Origin of the sequence: Kitasatospora putterlickiae (assembly GCF_039527695.1) — a bacterium.
Lineage (GTDB): Bacteria > Actinomycetota > Actinomycetes > Streptomycetales > Streptomycetaceae > Kitasatospora > Kitasatospora putterlickiae.
This window is the reverse complement of record NZ_BAAAKJ010000162.1, coordinates 14243-36762: the sequence shown is the minus strand read 5'-3', so window position 1 is coordinate 36762 and position 22520 is coordinate 14243. Positions and strand designations below refer to the sequence as shown.

At 74.6% G+C, this 22520-nt stretch carries 6 protein-coding genes and 1 pseudogene; 2 read left to right on the top strand and 5 right to left on the bottom strand.

The genetic code is table 11. The features are described from left to right. Window positions 1-61: 61 nt before the first annotated feature. The 4 genes and pseudogenes from ABD308_RS16845 to ABD308_RS16830 form a co-directional block, all read right to left on the bottom strand. A pseudogene (locus tag ABD308_RS16845) lies at window positions 62-7537 on the bottom strand (amino acid adenylation domain-containing protein); the annotation flags it as partial. 61 nt (window positions 7538-7598) lie between these two features. Continuing rightward, on the bottom strand, window positions 7599-12077 hold the full coding sequence (locus tag ABD308_RS16840; protein WP_344335076.1) for an amino acid adenylation domain-containing protein: 4479 nt from the start codon (window positions 12075-12077) through the stop codon (window positions 7599-7601). Next, window positions 12074-18352, bottom strand: coding sequence for an amino acid adenylation domain-containing protein (locus ABD308_RS16835; protein WP_344335073.1), 6279 nt, complete (start codon window positions 18350-18352; stop codon window positions 12074-12076). Before ABD308_RS16835 ends, ABD308_RS16840 begins: the two co-directional genes overlap by 4 nt. Then, window positions 18349-20292, bottom strand: a complete 1944-nt coding sequence (locus ABD308_RS16830; protein WP_344335070.1) for an ABC transporter ATP-binding protein — start codon at window positions 20290-20292, stop codon at window positions 18349-18351. The genes ABD308_RS16835 and ABD308_RS16830 overlap by 4 nt, the downstream gene beginning before the upstream one ends. 181 nt (window positions 20293-20473) lie before the next feature. Here ABD308_RS16830 and ABD308_RS16825 point away from each other — a divergent pair, with 181 nt between their 5' ends. Together ABD308_RS16825 and ABD308_RS16820 are read left to right on the top strand one after the other, a co-directional pair. Continuing rightward, window positions 20474-21169 carry a response regulator transcription factor gene (locus tag ABD308_RS16825; protein ID WP_344335067.1) on the top strand — a complete coding sequence of 232 codons (696 nt, stop codon included), beginning with the start codon at window positions 20474-20476 and terminating at the stop codon, window positions 21167-21169. Between the two features lie 10 nt (window positions 21170-21179). Further along, the gene (locus ABD308_RS16820; RefSeq protein ID WP_344335064.1) at window positions 21180-22256 is read left to right on the top strand and encodes a sensor histidine kinase; all 1077 of its coding nucleotides are present in this window, start codon (window positions 21180-21182) and stop codon (window positions 22254-22256) included. 69 nt (window positions 22257-22325) lie between these two features. Here ABD308_RS16820 and ABD308_RS16815 read toward each other — a convergent pair. Next, window positions 22326-22520, bottom strand: a 195-nt coding sequence (locus tag ABD308_RS16815; protein WP_425554785.1) for a hypothetical protein, incomplete at its 5' end; no start/stop codon positions are given.

Genomic DNA, 22520 nt, shown 5'->3' with positions numbered 1-22520 from the left:
CCGCCGCGATCCCCGCCGGCGTCTCCTGCTCGAAGACGTCCTTCGCGCCGAAGACGACGTCGGCGCGGCGGGCCCGGGCGGCCAGTTGCATCGAGAGGATCGAGTCGCCGCCCAGTTCGAAGAAGCTGTCGTCGGCGCCGACCCGGTCCAGCCCGAGGATCTCGGCGAACAGCCCGCACAGCACCCGCTCCGCCTCGGTGCGCGGCTCGCGGCCGGCGACCTTCCCGGAGAACTCGGGAGCGGGCAGCGCCGCGCGGTCGATCTTCCCGTTGATGGTCAGCGGGACGTCGTCCAGGACCACCACGGCGGCCGGGACCATGAACTCCGGCAGCCGCGCCGCGAGGTGCGCGCGGAGCTCGTCGGGGTCCGGGGCCCGGTCCGGTTCCCCGGTCACGTAGCCGATCAGCCGCTTCTCACCCGGGCGGTCCTCCCGCGCGACGACGACCGCCTGCGTGACCCGGGGCGCCTCGGCGAGCACCGTCTCGATCTCCGCCGGCTCGACCCGGTAGCCCCGGATCTTCACCTGGGAGTCGGCCCGTCCGGCGAACAGCAGCTCGCCCCGGTCGGTCCAGCGCGCCAGGTCGCCGGTGCGGTACATCCTCTCCCCCCGCCCGTCGCCGGGGGCGAACGGGGCGGCGACGAACCGCTCCGAGGTCGCGCCGTTGGCGCCGAGGTAGCCGAGCGCCAGACCGGCGCCCGCGAGGTACAGCTCGCCGGTCACGTTCGGGGCGACCGGCTGGAGGAACGCGTCGAGGACGTACGCCCGCCGCCCGGCCAGCGGGCGGCCGATCGGCAGGACGTCACCCGTCCCGTCCCCCGGCTCCAGGAGGTGCCAGGTGGCGCACAGGGTGGTCTCGGTCGGGCCGTACAGGTGCCGGATCCGGACGTCCGGGCAGGCCCGGCGCAGCTGTGCGACGGAGGCGGGGGGCACCGTGTCCCCGCCGGTGAGGATCTCGCGCAACCCGTGGAACGAGCCCGGCGACTCCTCGGCCAGCACCCGGAAGCTTCCGGCCGTCAGATGGACGGTCGTCACGCCGCGGGCGATCGCCTCCCGCAGCCGCCGCGTGTCGACCGCGCCCGGTTCGGCGACCAGGACGCGGGCACCGTGGACCAGCGGCGCCCAGATCTCGACCAGCGACGCGTCGAACGCGTGCGAGGCGTGCATCAGGACGCAGTCGTCCGCGCCGAGCGACCAGCCGGGGTCGCCGGCCAGCGCGGCGACGCTTCCGTGCGGCACCGCGACGCCCTTGGGCTCCCCGGTCGATCCCGACGTGTACATCACGTAGGCGACGTCGCCCGCCGTGACCACCGGTGTCCCGTGCCCCGCCTCGCCGGTCCACGGCGCGTCCACGGGCACGGCCTCGATCCCGTCCGGCACCGCCTTCCGGGTCGCCCCGGAGCAGACCGCGACCGCCACGCCGGCGTCGGCCAGCGTCCGCCCGATCCGCACCGGCGGGTGGTCCACGTTCACCGGGACGTACGCGGCCCCGGCCTTCCAGACCGCGAGCAGCGCGACGAACAGGTCCGCGCCGCGCTCCATCACCACGCCGACGTGGTCGCCGCGCCGCACGCCCAGCCCGGCCAGCCGCCCGGCCAGCCGGTCCGACGCCCGGTCGAGCTCGCCGTAGGACAGGGTGCGGTCGCCGTCGACGACGGCCACCGCGTCCGGCGCGCCCGCCGAGCGCCGCCGGAACAGGTCCACCACCGACGGACCGCCGGCGGCCTCACCGGTCGCGTTCCAGCGCTCCACCACGGACGTGCGGGTCTCGTCGCCCGTCACGCCCAGGCGGCCCACCGGGAGCGAGGGCGCGGCCGTCATCCGTTCGATGACCCGCACGACCTGCCCGGCCACCTCGGCGGCGGTCCTCCCGTCGATCCGGTCGGGCCGGAAGGACACCCGGATCTGCAGGCGTTCCCCGGGGCTGGCGCTCATGGTCAGCGGGTAGCCGGTACCGGTCCGGGTGAGGGCCGAGCTGATCGTGACGCCGCCGTCGTCGCCGAGGCCGGCCGCGTCCCGCGGGTAGTTCTCGACCATCATGATGGTGTCGAAGACCGCGCCCGGCCCCACCGCCTTCTGGATCTCCGACAGACCCAGGTACTGGTGCTCCGTCAGCACCGACTGACGTCGCTGCAGGTCCTGGAGCAGCTCCAGCACCGACAGGCCGCCGTCGAGGCGCACCCGGACCGGAACGGTGTTGATGAACATCCCCACCATCCGCTCCACCTCCGGCACGTCCGCCGGGCGGCCCGACACCACCGTCCCGAACACCACGTCCGTCCGGCCCGCCAGCCGGGCCAGCACCAGCGCCCACGCGCCCTGCACGATCGTGCTCAGCGTCAGCCCGTGGCCGCGGGTGAAGTCGGTGAGTGCCCGGGTCGTCCCCTCGGACAGCCACGCGCAGTGCTCGTCCGGCATCACCATCGCCTTGCCCGCGTCGGCGTCCACCACGGTCGGCTCGTCCGTCCCGGCCAGCTCCGCCCGCCACGCCGCCCGCGTCGCGTCCTGGTCCTGACGGCTCAGCCACGCCAGGTGCTCACGGTAGGAGGGCGCGGTCGACGGGCCGGGTCCGCCCGCGTAGCCGGACGACATCTCGCCCAGGATGATCGGCGTCGACCAGCCGTCCAGGAGGACGTGGTGCGACGTCAGGACGAGCCGGTGCCGGTTCTCGCCGAGCCGGATCAGCAGCAGCCGGAGCAGCGGCGGGCGGGTCACGTCGAACCGTTCCGCCTGGTCCTCCGCGAGGAGACGCTCGACCTCGGCGGCCGCGTCGGCCTCGTCGAGGTGCGAGACGTCCGCCTCCCGCCAGGGGATCCCGGCCTCGCCCACGACGACCTGCACCGTCCGCCCCGAGCCGAGCTGGTGGAAGCCCGTCCGGAGGGTCTCGTGCCGGTCGACCAGCGGCTGCCACGCGGCGCGCAGCCGTCGCGGGTCGAGCGGCCCGTCGAGGTCCAGGATCCGCTGGCTCTGGTAGACGTCCACGCCCTCCACGTCGAGGGCCCGTTCGAAGAGCATGCCCTCCTGCAGGGGCGACAGGGGCCAGACGTCCGTCAGCCCGGGTGCGGCGGCCTCCAGCTCCGCGACGTCCCGCCGCGACATGGCGACGAGGTCGAAGTCGGACGGCGTGCGGCCTCCGGCACCGGGGGCGGCGGCGTGGGCGGCGAGGCCGGTGAGCATCTCCAGCCAGGCCTCCCCCAGCCGCTCCACCGTGGCGGGGTCGAGGTCCCGGCCGTCCATGGTGAGCCTCAGCACGGGACCGTCCGGCGTGTCCTGAACGTCCGCGCCGACCTCCAGGGCGTGGGCGAGGACCAGGTCGGGGCCGGCGGCTCCCCCGCCGAGCGGTCCTTCGCAGACCTGCCACGGAGTGGCCGGGGAGGCCGCGGCCGACCGGCCGAGGTAGTTGAACCCGATCTGCGGGGACGGCAGTTCGGCCAGCCTGGCCCCCGTGCCGGGGTTGAGATGGCGCAGCAGCCCGTAGCCGAGCCCGTCGCCCGGCACGGAGCGGACCTGCTCCTTCACGGCCTTCAGCAGGTCCCCGGCCGCCGCGTTCCCGGCCGCCGCGGCCGCCAGGTCGAGGCCGGAGACGTCGAGGCGGACCGGGTGGACGCTGGTGAACCAGCCCACGGTGCGCAGCAGGTCCTCGCCGTCGGCCGCGTGGCGGCCGTGGCCCTCCACGTCCACCAGCACTCCGGCGTCACCGCCGTGCCGGCGCGCCACCGCGCCCGCCAGGCCCGCCAGCAGGACCTCCTGGATCCCGCAGTGGAAGGCTCCCGGGGCCTGGCCCACCAGGCTCCTCGCCGTGGGCCCGGACAGGGTCCGGGCCCAGGAGTGCGGCCGCCCCGTGTGCTGCCCGGGGAACGGGTCCGCGCCGTCCAGGACCTCCGCCCAGTGATCGGTCTCGGCGACCGTGCGCTCGCTGAACGCCTGCTCGGTCAGCCGCCGCGACCAGTGCCGGTAGGAGGTCGTCGCGGGTTCGAGGGACGGGGTCCCGCCGGAGACCACCTGGTCGTAGGCCGTGCGCAGGTCCGGCAGCAGGATGCCCCAGGAGACCGCGTCGACCACCAGGTGGTGCGCCACCAGCGCCAGCCGGCCCGGCTCGGTGTCTCCGGCGTCGATCCACACCGCCCGCACCATGGTTCCGGTCGACGGGTCCAGGGTGCCCGCGGCCGTCCCGGCCGCGCGGGCGGCGATCTCGTCGGGGTTCCCGGTCCCGGCCTCCACCCGGGTCACCAGTGCGGCCGCGTCCACCGTGCCCCGACCGGGCACGATCAGCCGGCCGTCGGGCTCCACCCGGCCGCGGAGCTGGTCGTGGACGTCCAGCAGCGCTCCCAGGGCGGTCACCAGCGCGTCCCGGTCGAGGCCGGGCGGGGCGACGACGACGCGCGCCTGGGCGAAGCCGGGGCGCAGCGCGTCGGCGCCGAGGGCGCGCATCACCGGCGTCCAGGGGACCTCTCCGACGCCCGTGTCCGCCTCGGAGCGGCCCGGCCTGGTCGTCGCGGCCGTCCGCGCCACCGCGGCCAGCCGTTCGGGCGTCCGCTGCTCGAACACCTGCCTAGGGGTGAGGGCGAGGCCCTCGCGACGGGCGCGGGCGGCCACCCGCATCGACGAGATCGAGTCCCCGCCCAGCTCGAAGAAGCCGTCCCCGACCCCGACCCGGTCCAGGCCGAGGACCTCGGCGAACACCCGGCACAGGATCCGCTCGGCCTCGGTGGCCGGGTCGCGGCCCTCCGACGTGGACGCGAAGTCCGGTTCGGGCAGGGCCTGCCGGTCCACCTTCCCGTTGACCGTCAACGGCAGCTCGTCCAGCGCGATCAGCGCCGCCGGGACCATGAACTCGGGCATCGTCGCGGCGAGCCGCTCCCGCAGCCGCACCAGGTCGAGGTCGTGCCCCGCCTCGGCGACCACGTAGCCGATCAGCTGCCCGTCCCGGGCGTGGACCACGGCCTGGCCGACGCCCGGAAGCCCGGCGAGGACCGCCTCGGTCTCCCCCGGCTCCACGCGGTAGCCGCGGATCTTCACCTGGTCGTCGGCCCGTCCGCCGAACACGAGCGTGCCCCGGTCCGTCCAGCGGGCCAGGTCACCGGTCCGGTACATCCTCCCTCCGGGGACGAAGGGGTCGGCGGTGAACCGCTCGGCCGTCAACGCCGGACGCCCCAGGTAGCCGCGCGCCACCCCGGCGCCGGCGACGTACAGTTCGCCCTTCACGCCCGGCGGGACGGGGTTCAGGAACGCGTCGAGGACGTAGACGCGCCGGCCCGCGAGGGGACGTCCGATCGGCAGCACCGGGCCGGTCCCGTCGCCGGGTCCGAGCAGCCACCAGGTCGCGCACAGCGTCGTCTCCGTCGGGCCGTAGAGGTGCCGCACCCGGACGTCCGGGCACGCCCGCCGCACCCGCTCGACCGCCGTCGGCGGCACCTCGTCCCCGCCGGTCAGCACCTCGCGGAGCCCGGCGACCGCCTCCGGCGACTCCTCGGCCAGCACCCGGAAGGCCCCGGCGGTCAGGTGGGCGGCCGTGACGCCGCCCGCCACGTACCGGGCCAGGGCCTCGCCGTCCACCGCGCCCGGCGCGGCGATCACCATCCGGGCGCCCGACAGGAGCGGCACCCAGATCTCGAACAGGGAGATGTCGAAGGCGTGCGAGGCGTGCGTCAGCACGGCGTCGCCGGGCCCGATCCCCCACCGCGGTTCCCCGACCAGCGCCGCCACGGCGCCGTGCGACACCGCGACGCCCTTGGGCGTGCCCGTCGACCCCGAGGTGTACATCACGTAGGCGAGGTCGTCGGCTCCGACCTCCACCGGGGGGCGGGCGCACCGCGCCACGGCCCGCCGCGTCCGCTCGTCGTCCAGGACGATCGGATCGAGCCCGCCGTCCGACACGGCCTCCCGGCTCGCGGCCCGGCACACCACCGCCGCCGGATCCGCGTCCGCCAGCATGACCTTCACGCGCTCCGCCGGATAGGCGGGGTCCACCGGCACGAACGCCGCCCCCGCCTTCCACACCGCGAGCAGCGTCACGATCAGGTCGGACGACCGTTCCATCACCACGGCGACCCGGTCCCCGCGCCGGATGCCGCGGCCGGTCAGGTAGCCCGCGAGGCTGTCCGCCCGCCCGGCCAGCTCCCGGAACGACGTCGTCCGGTCCCCTTCGGTGATCGCCGTCTCGTCTCCGCGGCGCTCCGCCTGGCGATCGAACAGGGCCGGCGGCAGGCCGCCCGGCCCGGCGTCGGGCGCCGTGCCCCAGGTGTTCACCACCAGGTCGCGCTCGGCGGCGGTGGTCACGGCGACGTCGGCCACGGTGGTCCCGGGGTCGGCCGTCAGCCCGCGCAGCACCCCCTGGAACCGGTCGAGGACGGCGCGGGCCGCGTCCGCGTCGAAGAGGTCGGTCAGGTGGTCGAGCTTGAGGAGCATCGTGTCGCCGGGGACGGCGACCAGCGTCAGCGGATAGTGGGCGGCCTCCCGGCCCTGGTTCACCCGGATGGAGAAGGTCTCGGCGGAGTCCGGTTCGCCGAGGTCGCGGGGGAAGTTCTCGAAGACGAGCAGGGTGTCGAAGACCGCGCCGGGGCCGGCCGCCCGCTGGATGTCCACCAGCCCCACGTACTGGTCCGGGATGAGCGCCGACTGCCGCCGCTGCAGCTCCGTCAGCAGGTCGAGGACCGGTGTGGCACCGTTCAGCCGCACCCGCACGGGCACGGTGTTGAGGAACAGCCCGACCATGCCCTCCACGCCGGGCAGGTCCGCCGGGCGTGCCGACACCACCGCCCCGAACACCACGTCCGTCCGGCCGGACAGCTGCGCCAGCACCAGCGCCCACGCGCCCTGCACCACCGTGTTCAGGGTCAGCCCGTGGCCGCGGGCGAGGTCCTCCAGCGAGCGGGTGAGCCGCTCGGGGAGCTCGGCCGTGACGCTCTCCGGTATGCCGGGCGCCCGGGCCGGGTCGGCCGGCGCCACCAGCGTCGGGTCCTGCGCGTCGCGAAGCTCCGCCGTCCACGCCGCCAGCGCCCGCTCCCGGTCCTGCCGGTTCAGCCAGGCGAGGTAGTCCCGGTAGGACGCCGCCTCCGGAAGATCCGGCCGACCGGCACCGGCCGCGTACAGGGCCAGCAGTTCATCGAACACGATGGGCAGCGACCAGCCGTCCATCACCGCGTGATGGCAGGTCACCACCAGCCGGTGCCCGGCGTCGCCGAGACGGATCAGGGTGAGGCGCAGCAGCGGGGGCCTGGTGAGGTCGAACTTCCGGAGCCGGTCCTCCTCGGCCAGCTCCCGCACCGCCTCCTCGGGATCGTCGAGGGAGGAGAGGTCGACCTCGCGCCACGGCAGGTCCACCCGGTCCGCGATGACCTGCACCGTCTCGCCCGACCCCCGCTGCCGGAAACAGGCCCGGAGCGCGGCGTGCCGGGTGAACAGCGCCTCCCACGCCGCGCGCAACCTGGCCGGGTCCACCGGACCCCGCAGCTCCAGAATCCAGTGGCCGACATAGAGGTCGGGCCCCTCGTCGTCGTAGACCGTGTGGAACAGCAGGCCTTCCTGCAGCGGCGACATCGGCCAGATGTCCTCGATCCGCGACTGAGCCATCGGTATCTCCCTCGATCCGCAAAAAGGCTTAAAGGTCGTCGTTGAACTCGGCTTCGAGTTCCTCGATCTCGTCCTGGTTCAGGTCGAGGAGGTCGAAGTCGGACGCGGTGTGCCCCCCTGCGGAGGGGTCACCCACCAGGCGGGTCAGGGCGGACAGCCCGTCCGACCACAGCCGGCCGAGCCGTTCGATCCCGGCCTCCGGGAAGAGGCCGGCCGGCCAGCCCAGCGTGAGCGTCAGTTCCAGGCCGTCCGGCGACTCCCTGACGGCCGCCTCGGCCTCCAGCGCGTGCGGCGGGACGGGCGCCGGGTCCGGTGAACCGCCGATCGGTCCGGAGCGCCGCCACTCCCGTACGTCGCCGGTGACGGACCGGCCCCGGTAGGCGAAGCCGATCCGCGGGGCCGGCAGGGCTTCCAGGACAGCTGCCGTCCCGGCGTTCAGACGGCGCAGCAGGCCGTAGCCGAGCGTGTCGCCGGGCACCGCCCGCGACTGCTCCTTCACCGCCTTCAGCAACGACGCGGACGCCGGATCGAGCCCGCCCACGTCCAGCCGCACCGGATGCACGCTCGTGAACCGGCCCACCGTCCGGGACGGATCCAACCCGCCGACCGGGTGACGGCCGTGGTCCTCCACGTCCACCAGCACCACGTGGCCTCCGCGCCACCGCGCCACCGCGCCCGCCAGACCCGCCAGCAGCACCTCGTGGACCCCGCAGTGGAAGGCCGCGGTGACCCGCTCGACGAGCGCTCGCGCGGACTCCTCCGGCACGGTCCATGAGCGGCGTCCCCCGGCCGAACCGGCGCCGGGCGCGCCCGGCCGCGGCTCCTCCCCGTCGAGGAGCGCCGTCCACGCGGGCAGTTCCGCGACGCGCTCCGCGGAGGCCGCCTGTTCGGCCAGGGCGGCCGCCCAGCGCCGGAACGGGACGTCCACCGGGTCGAGGGACGGCTCCCCGCCGGCGGCGAGCGCCTCATGGGCGGCCTTCAGGTCCGTCAGCAGGATCTCCCAGGACGTCGCGTCGACCACCGAGGGATGCGCCACCAGCACGAGCCGGCCGACCCGGTCGGGTCCGGCGTCCACCCACACCGCGCGGATCATCACCCCCGCGGCGGGATCCAGCCGGACGGCCGCCTCCCGGGCGCACCGCTCCGCCAGGTCGTCGAGGTCACCGGTGTCCGCCCCGACCCGCTCGACCAGTACCGCGGCGTCCACCGTGCCCCGGCCGGACACGACCAGCCGGGGCGTCCCGGCCTCGACGACCCGGCTCCGCAGCATGTCGTGGGCGTCGATCAGCGCGCTCAGCCCGGCCGCCAGCGTGTCCACCGACAGGCCGCCGGGCGCGCCGGCGGTCACCCACCGCGCGGCTCCCGGTTCCCAGGCCGTCATCGCCGGCGTCCGGGCGACGTCCCCCGCCTCCCCGGCCGGATCGGGTGACCCGGCCGGACCGTCCGGCCCGCCGTCCAGGCCGAGGATCCCGGCGATCCCCGCCGGGGTCCTGTGCTGGAACACCTCGCGCGCGCCGAAGGCCATTCCGGCGCGGCGGGCCCGCGCCGCCAGCTGCATCGAGGTGATCGAGTCCCCGCCCAGCTCGAAGAAGCCGTCGTCCGCGCCGACCCGTTCCAGGCCGAGGACCTCGGCGAACAGCGCGCACAGCACCCGCTCGGCGTCGGTGGCCGGCTCCCGGCCGGTGACGCGGGCGCCGAAGTCGGGCTCGGGCAGCGCCGCCCGGTCCACCTTGCCGTTGGCCGTCACCGGCAGGGCGTCCAGGACCAGCACCGCCGCCGGCACCATGTAGTCCGGCAGCACCCTGGCGACGTCCTCGCGCAGCCGTTCCGGATCGGCGTCGCCGGCGGCCACGACATAGCCGATCAGGCGACCGTCACGGGCCACCACCACGGCCTGGTCGACACCCGGCCGCTCGGCGAGCGCCGCCTCGACCTCGCCCGGCTCCACCCGGTAGCCGCGGATCTTCACCTGCGCGTCGGCGCGCCCGGCGAAGACCAGCTCGCCCTCGTCGGTCCAGTACGCGACGTCACCCGTCCGGTACATGCGCCGTCCGGGGGCGAACGGGTCCGCGACGAACCGCTCCGCCGTCAGTCCCGGACGGTCCAGGTAGCCGTGCGCCACCCCCGCGCCCGCGATGTAGAGATCGCCCGCGACGCCCGGCGGCAACGGGCGCAGGAAGACGTCCAGCACGTACAGCCGCCGGCCCGGCAGCGGGCGGCCGATCGGCAGGAGCGGCCCCAGCCGCTCGCCGGGACCGATCGCCTTCCAGGTCGCGCACAGGGTGGTCTCCGTCGGACCGTACGTGTGCTGGACGACCAGTCCGGGGCAGGCCAGCCGGACCCGCTCCACCTCACCGGGCGGCACCACGTCGCCGCCCGCCAGCACCTCGCGCAATCCCGAGAACGACTCCGGCGCCTCCTGCGCCAGCGCCCGGAACTGACCCGCCGTGAAGTTCACCGAGGTGAGGCCCTGGGCGACGTGGGCGGCGAGGCGCGCCGCGTCGACCACGCCCGGCTCGGTGATCATCACCCGCGCACCCGACACGAGCGGCACCCAGAGGTCGTACAGGGACGCGTCGAAGGTGTGCGGCGCGTGCATCAGCACCGCGTCGCCCGCTCCGACGCCCCACCCCGGGTCCCCCGCCAGGGCCGCGACGCCGCCGTGCGGGACGGCGACGCCCTTCGGCGTCCCGGTCGACCCCGAGGTGTACATCACGTACGCCAGGTCGTCCGCCCCGACCGGGACCAGCGCGGTCGCGCCGTCGACGGCGTCGTCCATCATGACGAGCCCGTGGCCCGCGGGCACGGCGGCCGCGGTCCCCGCGCGGCACACCACCGCGGCCACCGCGGCGTCGGACAGCAGGTGCGCGACCCGGTCCGCCGGGTAGTCCGGATCGACCGGGACGAACGCCGCTCCCGCCTTCCACACCCCGAGCCATGCCGCCGGCACCTCCGGCGAGCGCTCCAGCAGGACACCGACCCGGTCGCCGCGCCGCACGCCCCGGTCCACCAGGACCCGGGCCAGCCGGCCCGACCACGCGTCGAGCTCCGCGTACGACCAGTCCCGCCCGCCGGCCGTGATCGCCGTCGCGTCCGGGGCCTTCTCCACCTGCCGGAGGAAGAGCTCCACCGCCGACGGCGCGGCGACCGGGTCACCCGTCCCGTTCCACCGCTCGACGGCCCGCTCGCGTTCGGCCTCGCCCACCAGGTCCAGGCGGCCCAGCGGCGCGGCCGGATCCGCGATCATCCGTTCCAGGACGCGGACCAGCCCGCGCAGAGCGGTCCCGGCGATCCCGGCGTCGACCAGCCCGGGCTGGTACTGCAGCTCGGTCTCGATGCTCTCGCCCGGCATGACGCCCAGGGTGATCGCGTAGGGGGACGCCTGGTGGAACTCCCGCAGGGTCAGTCCGAGGGCGCGCGGGGACGCCGGGCCCGCCGAGGGATCGACGTAGTTCTCGAACACGACGAGCGTGTCCAGGCCCGCCCCCGCGAGCCGCTGGATCTCCGGGAGCCCGAGGTGCTGGTGCGCGATCAGCGCGGACTGCCGCTCCTGCAGCTCCTTCAGCGTCTCCAGGACCGTCTTCCCGCCGTCCAGCCGCACGCGCACCGGCACGGTGTTGATGAACAGCCCCACCACGCCCTCCACGCCCGGCAGATCGGCCGGACGCCCGGAGACCGTCGCGCCGAACACCACGTCCCGGCGGCGCCCCAGCCGGGCCAGCACCAGCGCCCACGCGCCCTGCACCACGGTGTTCAGGGTCAGCCCGTGGCCGCGGGCGAACTCCGTCAGGGCGGAGGTGAAGGCCGGGGAATGGCGGATCACCTCCCGGACCGGCGGTTCCGGAGCCCGGCCGGGCCTTTCGGGGAGGCCGAGCGCCGATGTTCCGTCGGTGCCGGCCAGCTCCGCCCGCCAGGCCGCCCGGGCCGCCTCCTTGTCCTGCCGCCCCAGCCAGGCCAGGTGGTTGCGGTAGGAGGCCGCCGACCGCAGGCCCGAGGCGACGCCGCCGGCCGCGTAGACGTCGAGGAGTTCCGCTTCGAGGATCGCCCGCGACCACCCGTCCATCAGCAGGTGATGACTGGTCGTCACGAGGCAGTGCCGGTCCGGGCCGAGCCGGACGAGCGTCAGCCGCAGCAGCGGAGGCCACGTCAGGTCGAAACCCCTGGCGCGCTCCTTGCGCGCGATCACCGCCACCTCGGCCAGCGCGTCGTCCTCGTCCAGGCCGGACACGTCGTGCTCGGCCCAGGGGAGTTCCACCTCCCGGGCGATGAGCTGGACCGTCTCGCCGGACTTCCGCCGGTGGAAGGACGTCCTGAGCGCCGCGTGCCGGTCGAGGAGGACCTGCCAGGAGGTCCGGAGCCGCCGCGCGTCCAGCGGCCCGTCGATGACCTGGGTCTGCTGGATGACGTAGATGTCGGGGGCCGCGTCGCCGAAGGAGGAGTGGTAGAGCATTCCCTCCTGCATGGGTGACAGCGGCCAGATCTCGGCGAGCGCCGATCCAGGGGTCACGATTTCCCGCCTCCGCCGAAGTGCGTCGCTATGGCTTCAAAACCCTCGATCTCGTCCTGATCGAGGTCGAGGAGGTCGAAGTCGGACGCGGTGTGTCCGCCCGCCGAGGAGTCGTCCGACAGACGGGCCAGGGCGCACAGCGCGTCCCGCCACATCCGGCCGAACCCCTCGATCCCGGCCTCCTCGAAGCGGCCGGCCGGCCAGCTCACCGTCAGCGTCAGTTCCGGGCCTCCCGGCAGGTCACGGACGACCGCGTCGACCTGCAGCGGGTGCGGCGCCGCCATGGCCGGGTCCAGAGCACCGCCGATGTCACCGACCTGCTGCCAGGCCGCCACCTCGTGCCGCTCGCCCACCGCGAACCGGCCCATGTAGTTGAACCCGATCCACGGTGACGGCGCGGCCTCCAGCACCGCCCCGGTCCCGGCGTTCAGATGGCGCAGCAGCCCGTAGCCGAGCCCGTCGCCGGGCACGGCCCGCGACTGCTCCTTCACCGCCTTGAGCAGCTCCGCGGCCGCCGGGTCGGGCCCCGGGACCTCCAGTCGCACCGGATGCACGCTGGTGAACCAGCCGACCGTCCGGGACAGGTCCGGCCCGCCGACCGCCTGACGGCCGTGGCCCTCCACGTCCACCAGCACCGTGCGATCGCCGCGCCAGCGCACCACCGCGCCCGCCAGCCCCGCCAGCAGCACCTCGTGGACCCCGCAGAAGAACAGTCCGGGGACCCTTCCCAGCAGCGCCGACGCCTCCGCTCCCGACATCACCCACGACCGCGAGCACACGCTCCCCGCGCTCGTCCCCGGCACGCCGGCCGGCGGCTCCGCCCCGTCCAGGACCGCCCGCCAGGCGGGCAGTTCACCGACCCGCTCCGGGGCCGCCGCCCATTCCTCCAGCAGGCTCGCCCACCGCCGGAACGACACCGCCACCGGCTCCAGCGCGGGCTCGCGCCCCGCCGCGACCGCCTCGCACGCCGCCCGCAGATCCGGTACCAGGATCCGCCAGGAGACGCCGTCGACGGCCAGGTGGTGCACCGCCACCACCAGTCGGCCCACCCGTCCCGGCCCGGCGTCCACCCATACGGCCCGCACCATCGCGCCGGCCTCCGGGTCCAGCCGGCCCACCGCGTCCCGCACCGCGCCTTCCACGGCCTGCTCCAGCGAGCCTCCGGCGAGCCCCACCCGCCGGACCCGGCCGGTGGTGTCCACGGAGCCTCGTTCGCCGACGATCAGACGCCCCCGCTCCACGCGGGCCCGCAGCATGTCGTGGGTGTCCACCACGGCCGCCAGCGCGGCGGCCAGGGTCTCCTCGCCCAGCTCCGCGGGTGCGCCCACGACCACCCACTGGGCGAATCCCGCACCGGTGATCCCGTCGCCCAGCATGCGCATCACCGGCGTCCACGGCACCTCGCCCGCACCGTCGGCGGCCGTCCCGGGCCTGAGGTGTTCCGGCAGGGCCGACTCCGCCGCCAGCCGCGCGAGTTCCGCCGGCGTCCTCAGCTCGAAGACGTCCTGCGTGGCGAGCGCCAGCCCTTGCCGCCGGGCCCGCGCCACCAGCTGCATCGAGGTGATCGAGTCCCCGCCCAGCTCGAAGAAGCCGTCGTCCACGCCGACCCGCTCACGACCGAGCACCTCGGCGAACAGCCGGCAGAGCACCCGTTCGGGCTCCGTCGCCGGCTCCCGGCCGCCGGTCCCCGCGACGGGTCCCGGGCTGGGCAGCGCGCCGCGGTCGATCTTTCCGTTCGGGGTGGTGGGCAGCGCCTCCAGCGCCACCACGGCGGGCACCATGTGCTGGGGCAGCCGGGCGGCCAGGTACTCCCGTACCGCCTGCGGATCGACCCCCGCCGGCGACACGTAGGCCACCAGGCGGTCGTCCCGGACGGCCACCGCCGCCTGGGCGACGCCCGGGTGGCCGGACAGCACGGACTCGATCTCGCCCGGCTCGATCCGGAACCCGCGGATCTTCACCTGGTCATCGGCCCGCCCGGCGAACACCAGCTCACCCTCGGCCGTGAGGCGGGCCAGGTCCCCCGTCCGGTACATCCGCCCTCCTCGCCCGCCGCCGGGCAGGAGGGGCCCGTCCGCGGCGGCGAAGGGATCGGCGACGAAACGTTCCGCCGTCAGCCCCGCACGACCCAGATAGCCACGGGCCAGCCCGGCCCCCGTCACGTACAGCTCACCGACGATCCCCGGCGGCAGGGGCCGGAGGAAGGCGTCCAGCACGTAGCAGCGGCCTCCCGCGATCGGCCTCCCGATCGGGACCACGTCCTGACCCGCCGTCAACGGCAGGCTCATCGCGGCGCACACCGTGGCCTCGGTCGGCCCGTAGGCGTTGATCAGCCGCAGCCCCCGCGACCAGCGGTCCGCGAGGCCCGGCGGGCACGCCTCCCCCGCCACCACCACCGTCTCCAGCCGCGCCGGCAGCACCTCGGCCGTGGCGAGCACCGACGGCGGAACCGTCACATGGGTGGCGTCCCACCGCTCCAGCGCCTCGGCCAGCGACACCCTCGGCGGCAGGTCCCGCTCCGGAGCCATCACCAGCGTCGCCCCCGCCAGCAGCGCCATCAGCACCTCGGAGACCGTGGCGTCGAAGCCCAGCGCCGCGAACTTCAGCACCCTCGACGACGGCGACACGGCGAACCGGTCGATCTGCGCCGCCGCCAGGTTCCCCAGGCCCTCGTGGGTGACGACGACCCCCTTGGGAGTCCCCGTCGACCCCGACGTGTAGATCACGTACGCCGGGTCGCCTGGCCCCACCGGAGGCGGCGACGCCTCCGGGTCCGCCGGGAGGTCCACCTCGTCGATCACCACCGACCGGCCGGCGAACTCCCCGGGCACCGTGTTCCGCGCCGTCCCGTCGCACAGGACCAGCACGGGATCCGCGTCCCCCAGCAGCAGTGCCACGCGCTCGGCCGGATAGGCGGGGTCCACCGGGACGAACGCGCCCCCGGCCAGCGACACGCCCAGCATCCCGGCCACCCACCACGCCGAACGCCCCACGACGAGGCCCACCCGGGACTCCGGCCCGACCCCACGGGCCCTCAGCACGGCGGCGAGCGCGGACGCCCGTTCCCAGAGCTCCCCGTAGGTCAGCCCGCCGTCACCGTCCACCACCGCCGTCGCACCGGGCCGCTCCGCCACCACCCGTGCCACCAGCGCCGGCAAGGACTCCCCGGCCACCGGCGCCGCGTCCGGGCCGCTCACCCGGCCCTCGCCCACGGCGACCCGTCCCACCAGCGCGTGCGGGTCGGCGCCCACCGCGCCGAGGGCGCCGACGAACCACCCCAGCACGGACTCCGCGACGGTCTCCTCGATCTGCCCGTGCCGGTAGGCGAGCTGGATCCTGAGCCGGTCCCCCGGGATGATGCCGAGGGTCAGCGGGTAGTGGGTCCCCTCGACCGTGCCCAGGTAGCTGAACCGGTCGGCGAAGTCCCGCGGATAGTTCTCGAACACCAGCAGCGTGTCGAACCTCGCGCCCGGCCCGGCGGCCTTCTGGATCTCCGGCAGCCCCAGGTACTGGTGCGGGATCAGGGCCGCCTGCCGCCGCTGCAGACCGGTGAGCAGGTCGGCGACCGACCGCCCGCCGTCGAGCGGCACCCGCACCGGCACCGTGTTCATCATGAGCCCGGTCATCGACTCCACCCCGGGGAGCTCCGCCGGACGGCAGGCGACTGTGGTGCCGAACACCACGTCGGTGCGCCGCTCAAGCCGGGCCAGCACCAGCGCCCAGGCACCCTGCACCACCGTGTTCAGCGTCAGCCCGTGGTCGCGGGCCACCTCCCGCAGCCTGCCGGAGAGCTCCGGCGTGAGGTGCGCGACGCGGTACTCGTACCCCGTCCCGGAGGCCGTCCCGGCGATCGACGCGTACCCGTCGAGGCCGGACAGCTCCGCCTGCCAGGCGGCGCGGGCCGCGTCCTTGTCCTGCCGCTCCAGCCAGGCCAGGTAGTCCCGGTAGGACGCCGCGCCGGTCCGCTCCGGGTGCCGGCCGTCGGCCTCGTACGCCTCGGCCACCTCGTTGAGGATGGCCGCCACCGACCAGCCGTCGGTCAGGATGTGGTGGTGGACGACCAGCAGGCGGTACCGGTCCTCGCTGATCCGGGCCAGCAGCAGCCGGAACAGCGGGCCGGCGGCCAGGTCGAACCGCTGCTCCTGCTCCTGCCGGGCGAGGGCCCTGACGGCCTCCTCGGCGTCGTCCGCGCCGGTGAGATCGACCTCCCGCCAGGGCAGGACGACGTGGCCGGCGACGGCCTGGAGCGTCCGCCCCGACGCGAGCCGGACGAAGCTCACCCGGAGTTCGGCGCGCCGCGCGAAGACCGCTTCCCAGGCGGCCCGGAGCCGGGCGGTGTCCAGCGGCCCGGCCAGCTCCAGGATCCACTGCGCCTGGTAGATGTCGAGGCCCTCCCGTTCCAGGGTCGACTGGAAGAGCAGCCCTTCCTGGAGCGGGGCGAGCGGCCAGGCCTCCACGGCACCGGGCACGGCCGTCGCCAGCTCGGCCTCCTCCTCCGCGGTGAGGACGAGCAGCGGGCGGCCGGCGGCGTCGGGGTCGTCGGCGGGCACCGGACGCGCCGCGGCCGCCAGCCGTGCGGGGGTCAGCTCGCCGAAGACCTGCGCGGGCGTCACCAGCAGCCCGGCCCTGGCCGCGCGCGCCGCCAGCCGCATCGCGACGATCGAGTCCCCGCCCAGGGCGAAGAAGCTCTCGTCGACACCGACCCGGTCCAGGCCGAGCAGGTCGGCGAAGAGCCCGCTCAGGACGCGCTCCGCCTCGGTGGCGGGCTCGCGGCCCGGGGCGTCCGTCCCGAAGACGGGCGCGGGCAGCGCCGCCCGGTCCACCTTGCCGTTGCGGGTCAGCGGAAGCCCGTCCAGGGTGATCACGACGGCCGGGACCATGTACTCCGGCAGGACCGCCCCGAGGCGCTCACGCAGGACGCCGGGATCCACGTCCGTCACGGCGTAACCGATCAGGCGTCCGTCGACCACCACCACGACGGCCTCGTGGACGTCCGGCCGGCCGGTCAGCGCGGCCTCGATCTCGCCCGGCTCGATCCGGAACCCGCGGATCTTCACCTGGTCGTCGGCCCGTCCCGCGAACAGCAGTTCGCCGTCGGCGGTCCACTGGGCGAGGTCCCCGGTCCGGTACATCCGCGCTCCGGGTACGGACGGATCCGCCACGAACCGCTCCGCCGTCAGCGCCGCCCGGTCCAGGTAGCCGTCCGCGAGGCCTGCGCCCGAGAGGTAGAGCTCGCCGACCGCGCCCGGCGGCAGGGGCCGCAGCGACGCGTCGAGCACCTGGGCCCGGCGGCCCGGAAGCGGACGGCCGATCGGCAGCACGGGGCCCAGCGCGTCGCCCGGCCGGAGCAGGTGCCACGTCGCGCACAGCGTCGTCTCGGTCGGACCGTACAGGTGCCGGATCCGGACCCCGGGGACCGCCCTCCGCACCTTCTCCACCGCGTGCGCGGGCACCACGTCGCCGCCGGTCAGCACCTCGTGGAGACCGGCGAAGGACTCCGGCGACTCCTCCGCCAGCGCACGGAAGCTCCCCGCGGTCAGATGCGCCTTCGTCACGCCGCCGGCGATCGCCTCCCGCAGGCGGCGGGCGTCCACCGCGCCCGGCGCGGCGATCACCACCCGGGCGCCGGAGAGGAGCGGGACCCAGATCTCGAAGAGGGACGCGTCGAAGGCGTGCGGCGCGTGCATGAGGACCGCGTCACCGGGCCGCACCGTCCAGCCGGGGTTCCCCGCCAGCTCCGCGACGCTCCGGTGCGGTACGGCCACGCCCTTCGGGGTGCCGGTCGACCCGGAGGTGTACATCACGTACGCCAGGTCCCCGGGGCCCACCGGGACCGCGGTCGCCCCGCCCGGCCCCTCCTCCTCCGTGTCCTCCGCGACGACGACCGGCTCGGCCCCGTCCGGCACCCCGGCGGCCGTCGCGGCCGAGCACACCGTCAAGGACGCCCCCGAGTCCGCGACCATGAACGCCACCCGGTGCGCGGGATGGGCGGGGTCCGCCGGCACGTACGCCGCTCCCGCCTTCCACACGGCGAGCAGCGTCACCACCAGGTCCGCCGAGCGTTCCATCAGGACCGCCACCCGGTCGCCGCGGCGGACACCCCGGCCGATCAGCCGCCCGGCCAGCCGGCCCGCGAGCTCGTCCAGCCGACGGTAGGTCAGGACCCGGTCGCCATCGACCACGGCCACCGCGTCGGGCGTCCGCTCCGCCTGGCGGGCGAACAGCTCCGGCACCGTCGGCGCGGCCGGTGCCGCGGCCAGTGCTGCGGACTTCATCGTCCCCCTCCGGAGGCCGGCTGGGGGACCGGTCCGGCCCCGTTGCGCTCGGGCCCGGCGGCGCCGTCGCCCGACTTGGCGAACTGCGTGTGGTAGAGCTCCGCGTAGAGCCCGCCCCCGGCCAGCAGCTCCTCGTGCGTCCCGCGCTCACGGACGCCGCCGTCGTCGATCACGACGATCTGGTCGGCCTCGCGGATCGTGGACAGCCGGTGGGCGATCACCAGCGAGGTGCGGTCGCGCAGCGCGGTCTTGAGCGCCCGCTGGACGGCGGCCTCCGACTCGGAGTCCAGGTGGGCGGTGGCCTCGTCGAGCACGACGACCGAGGGCGCCTTCAACAGCAGCCTGGCGATGGCCAGTCGCTGCTTCTCGCCGCCCGACAACCGGAAGCCGCGGTCTCCCACCACGGTGTCGAGCCCCTTGGGGAGGGATTCGATCAGGTCCCGGATCTGGGCCCCCTCGCACGCCGCGAGCAACTCGTCCTCGGTGGCGGCCGGACGGGCGTAGGCGAGGTTCTCCCGGATGGTGTCGTGGAAGAGGTAGGTGTCCTGGCTGACCACGCCCACCGTCTCGCGCAGCGAGTCGAAGGAGAGGTCCCGGAGGTCGTGTCCGCCGATGCGGACGGTGCCGGAGGTCGGGTCGTACAGCCGGGACACCAGGTGGGTGAGCGTGGTCTTCCCCGCGCCGGACGGGCCGACCAGCGCGGTGAGGGTTCCGGCCGGCGCTCGCAGGCTGAGGTGGCGCAGGACCTCCGACGCCTCCTCCCCCCGCTCCCGTCCGCCGCGCACGTTCTGCTCCAGCGACGCCAGCGAGACCTCGTCCGCGCCGGGGTAGCGGAACGACACGTCGTCGAGCTCGATGTCCGGGGCCGTGTTCACCGTGAGCCTGACGGCGTCGGGGCGTTCCTCGATCAGCGGCTTCAGGTCGAGGATCTCGAAGACCCGCTCGCAGCTGACCAGGACGGTCAGCGCGTTCGCCTGCATCCCGGACAGCTGGGTGATCGGCCCGAACAGCCGCCCGAGCAGGGTGGCGAGGGCGATCAGCGTGCCGAGCTGGAAGGTCCCGTTCAGCACGAGGCCGCCGCCGACCCCGTAGGCGAGCGCCGTGGTGAGCGAGGCCATCAGCGCCATGATGATGAAGGCCATCCGGCTGTAGACGACGACGCTCACGCCGACCCTGCGGAGCTTCTCCAGCCGGCCCTCGTACTCGGCCATCTCCTGCTTCGGGCGGCCGAAGAGCTTGGAGAGCATCGCCCCCTGCACGTTGAACCGCTCCTGGAGGACGCCGGCCAGGCCGGCGTTCGCCTCCATCGACTGCCTGGTGTACCGCTCCATCACCCGGCCCACGTAGATCCAGGGCAGCAGGAACAGCGGGATCAGCACCAGCGTGACGGCCGCGAGGAGCCATGACAGGTAGAACAGTTCGGCCACCACCATGACCACCGCGACCGCGCTGGTGACCGTCATCAGCAGCTGGCTGAACGCCTGTTGCATCATGATCAGGTCCATGTGCAGCCGCCCGACCAGCACCCCGGTCTGGGTGCGGGTGAAGAACGCGACCGGCAGCCGCTGGACGTGGCCGAGCGCCTGGACCCGGAGTTCGTAGGTGACCGCCTGCCCGATCCACCCGGAGATGTAGGCCAGCGCCAGCTGCAGCAGCGCGTCGAGGACGGCGAGGCCGGCGGTGAGGCAGGCCAGCGTGGTGATGGACCCGGAGTCGTCCTTGAGGATCCCCTCGTCGACGATCCGCTTGAGCAGCAGCGGGGTCGCCACCACGATCAGCGCTTCCAGGACGGCGACGAAGGCGAAGAGGGCGAGTTTTCCGGTGTACGGGCGAAGGTAGGCGAGAACTCTGCGGGACGTGCCGGGGCTGATTCCGGACGGCTCGGGATCAGCGCCTCCGCCGGCCCTCAGCGCCCCCCCGGTGGACGGCATCAGCACCATGCGGACATCCCCTCTTCCACTTCGCCGAAGTCAGGAGGTCCATGCTGCCGACCGGAGTTGATGTCCACGAGTGTCGTCCAAGCGGGTAATTCCCACAGTTGGACGTGGCCCTGGGAACGACCCGAACGCCCGCCCGGGTGCGTTTACGCCCGGGATAGGTCCCGGGTCGTAGCATCGGTCCATGCGTGTCTTGATCGTCGAGGACGAGCTGTACATGGCCGAGGCCATCCGCGACGGGCTGCGACTGGAGGCCATCGCGGCGGACATCGCCGGTGACGGTGACACCGCCCTGGAGCTGCTGAGCGTCAACGCCTACGACATGGCCGTTCTGGACCGCGACATCCCCGGTCCCTCCGGTGACGAGATCGCCGCCTGGATCGTCGCGGCGGGCTCGGGCATGCCCATCCTGATGCTCACCGCCGCCGACCGGCTCGACGACAAGGCCTCCGGGTTCGAGCTCGGTGCCGACGACTACCTCACCAAGCCGTTCGAGCTGCGTGAACTCGTCCTCAGGATCAGGGCGCTCGACCGCAGGCGCGCGCACATCAGACCGCCCGTGCGGGAGATCGCGGGACTGCGGCTGGACCCCTTCCGCCGCGAGGTCTTCCGCGACGACCGCTACGTCGCGCTCACCCGCAAACAATTCGCCGTGCTTGAGGTGCTCATCGCCGCGGAAGGCGGCGTCGTCAGCGCCGAGGAACTCCTGGAACGGGCCTGGGACGAGAACGCCGACTCGTTCACCAACGCCGTGCGCATCACCGTCTCGGCTCTGCGCAAACGCCTCGGTGAACCCCAGATCATCGCCACCGTTCCCGGCGTCGGATACCGGATCGCCACCACGGCGGACACCGGGCGCGAGGGTGGTACGGGTGCGTAGAACGCCCGGAATGAGCGTCCGCCTCAAATTCACCCTCAGCTACGCGGGCCTCGTCATGCTCGCGGGCGCGCTGATGCTGGCCACGGTGTGGGCGTACCTGCTGCGGGACCTGCCCGACGCGGCGAGCAGCCCCAAGGGGCTCGTGCCCGTCCGGGCCATAGTGCTGCACGCCTACGCTCCGGCGACGGCCGTCGTGCTGGTGCTGCTGCTGGTGTTCGGCCTGCTGGGAGGGTGGCTGCTCGCCGGCCGCATGCTCGCCCCGCTGACCCGCATCACCGACGCCACCCGCGCGGCCGCGAACGGGTCGCTCTCCCACCGGATCGAGCTGGAGGGCCGCAAGGACGAGTTCCGCGAGCTGGCCGACGCCTTCGACACCATGCTCGCGCGCCTCGAAGCCCACGTCGCCGAGCAGCGGAGGTTCGCGGCCACCGCCTCCCACGAGCTGCGCACCCCGCTGGCGATCACGAAGGCGCTGCTCGAAGTGACGCGCAACGACCCGTCGCGGGACCTGGGCGAGCTGGTCGGACGCCTCCACGACGTCAACACCAGGGCGATCGACCTCACCGAGGCGCTGCTCCTGCTCAGCCGTGCCGACCAGCGGTCCTTCACCCGGGAGCCCGTCGACCTGTCCCTGTACGTCGAGGAGGCCGTCGAGACGTTGCTCCCCCTGGCGGAGAAGCACGGCATCGCCATCGAGACCACGGCCGACATCACCCCGGCCGTCGGCTCCCGGGCGCTCCTGCAGCAGCTGACGGTCAATCTGATCCACAACGCGATCGTCCACAACCTGCCCGGCCGGGGCGTCGTGCGGGTGACGACCGGCGTGCATCCCGGAAGCGTGACGCTCAGCATCGAGAACACCGGCGAGGTCCTCCCGGCGGAGCTGGTCTCGACCCTCACCGAGCCGTTCCGGCGCGGCACCGAGCGGATCCGCCAGGACCACGCGGGCGTCGGCCTGGGCCTGGCCATCGTCAAGAGCATCACCGAGGCGCACGACGGAACCCTCTCCGTCGTCCCGCGTCCCGGAGGCGGCCTCCACGTCACGGTGCGGCTGCCGGCCGCGCCGCCGCACACCGTCAACGGGTGATCCCGGCGTCGGCGAGGGGTCCGGCAGCCCCCGCCCCCGCGCGCCGGGGCGCGGGAGGGGGGCGTGGGCTCACTCCTTCGGGGACTCCGGCTCCTCGGCGAAGTTCACCCGCTTGAACTGCTTGTTCATCGACTTGGCCAGGAACCAGGTGGCCACGCCGAGGGCGGCGAAGACGACGAAGCCGAGGAGGCCGGGGGTGACCTTGGCGTCGTCCACGGCGAGCTCGACGGCGAGGTGGGTGAGGTTCACGGGGGCACTCATATC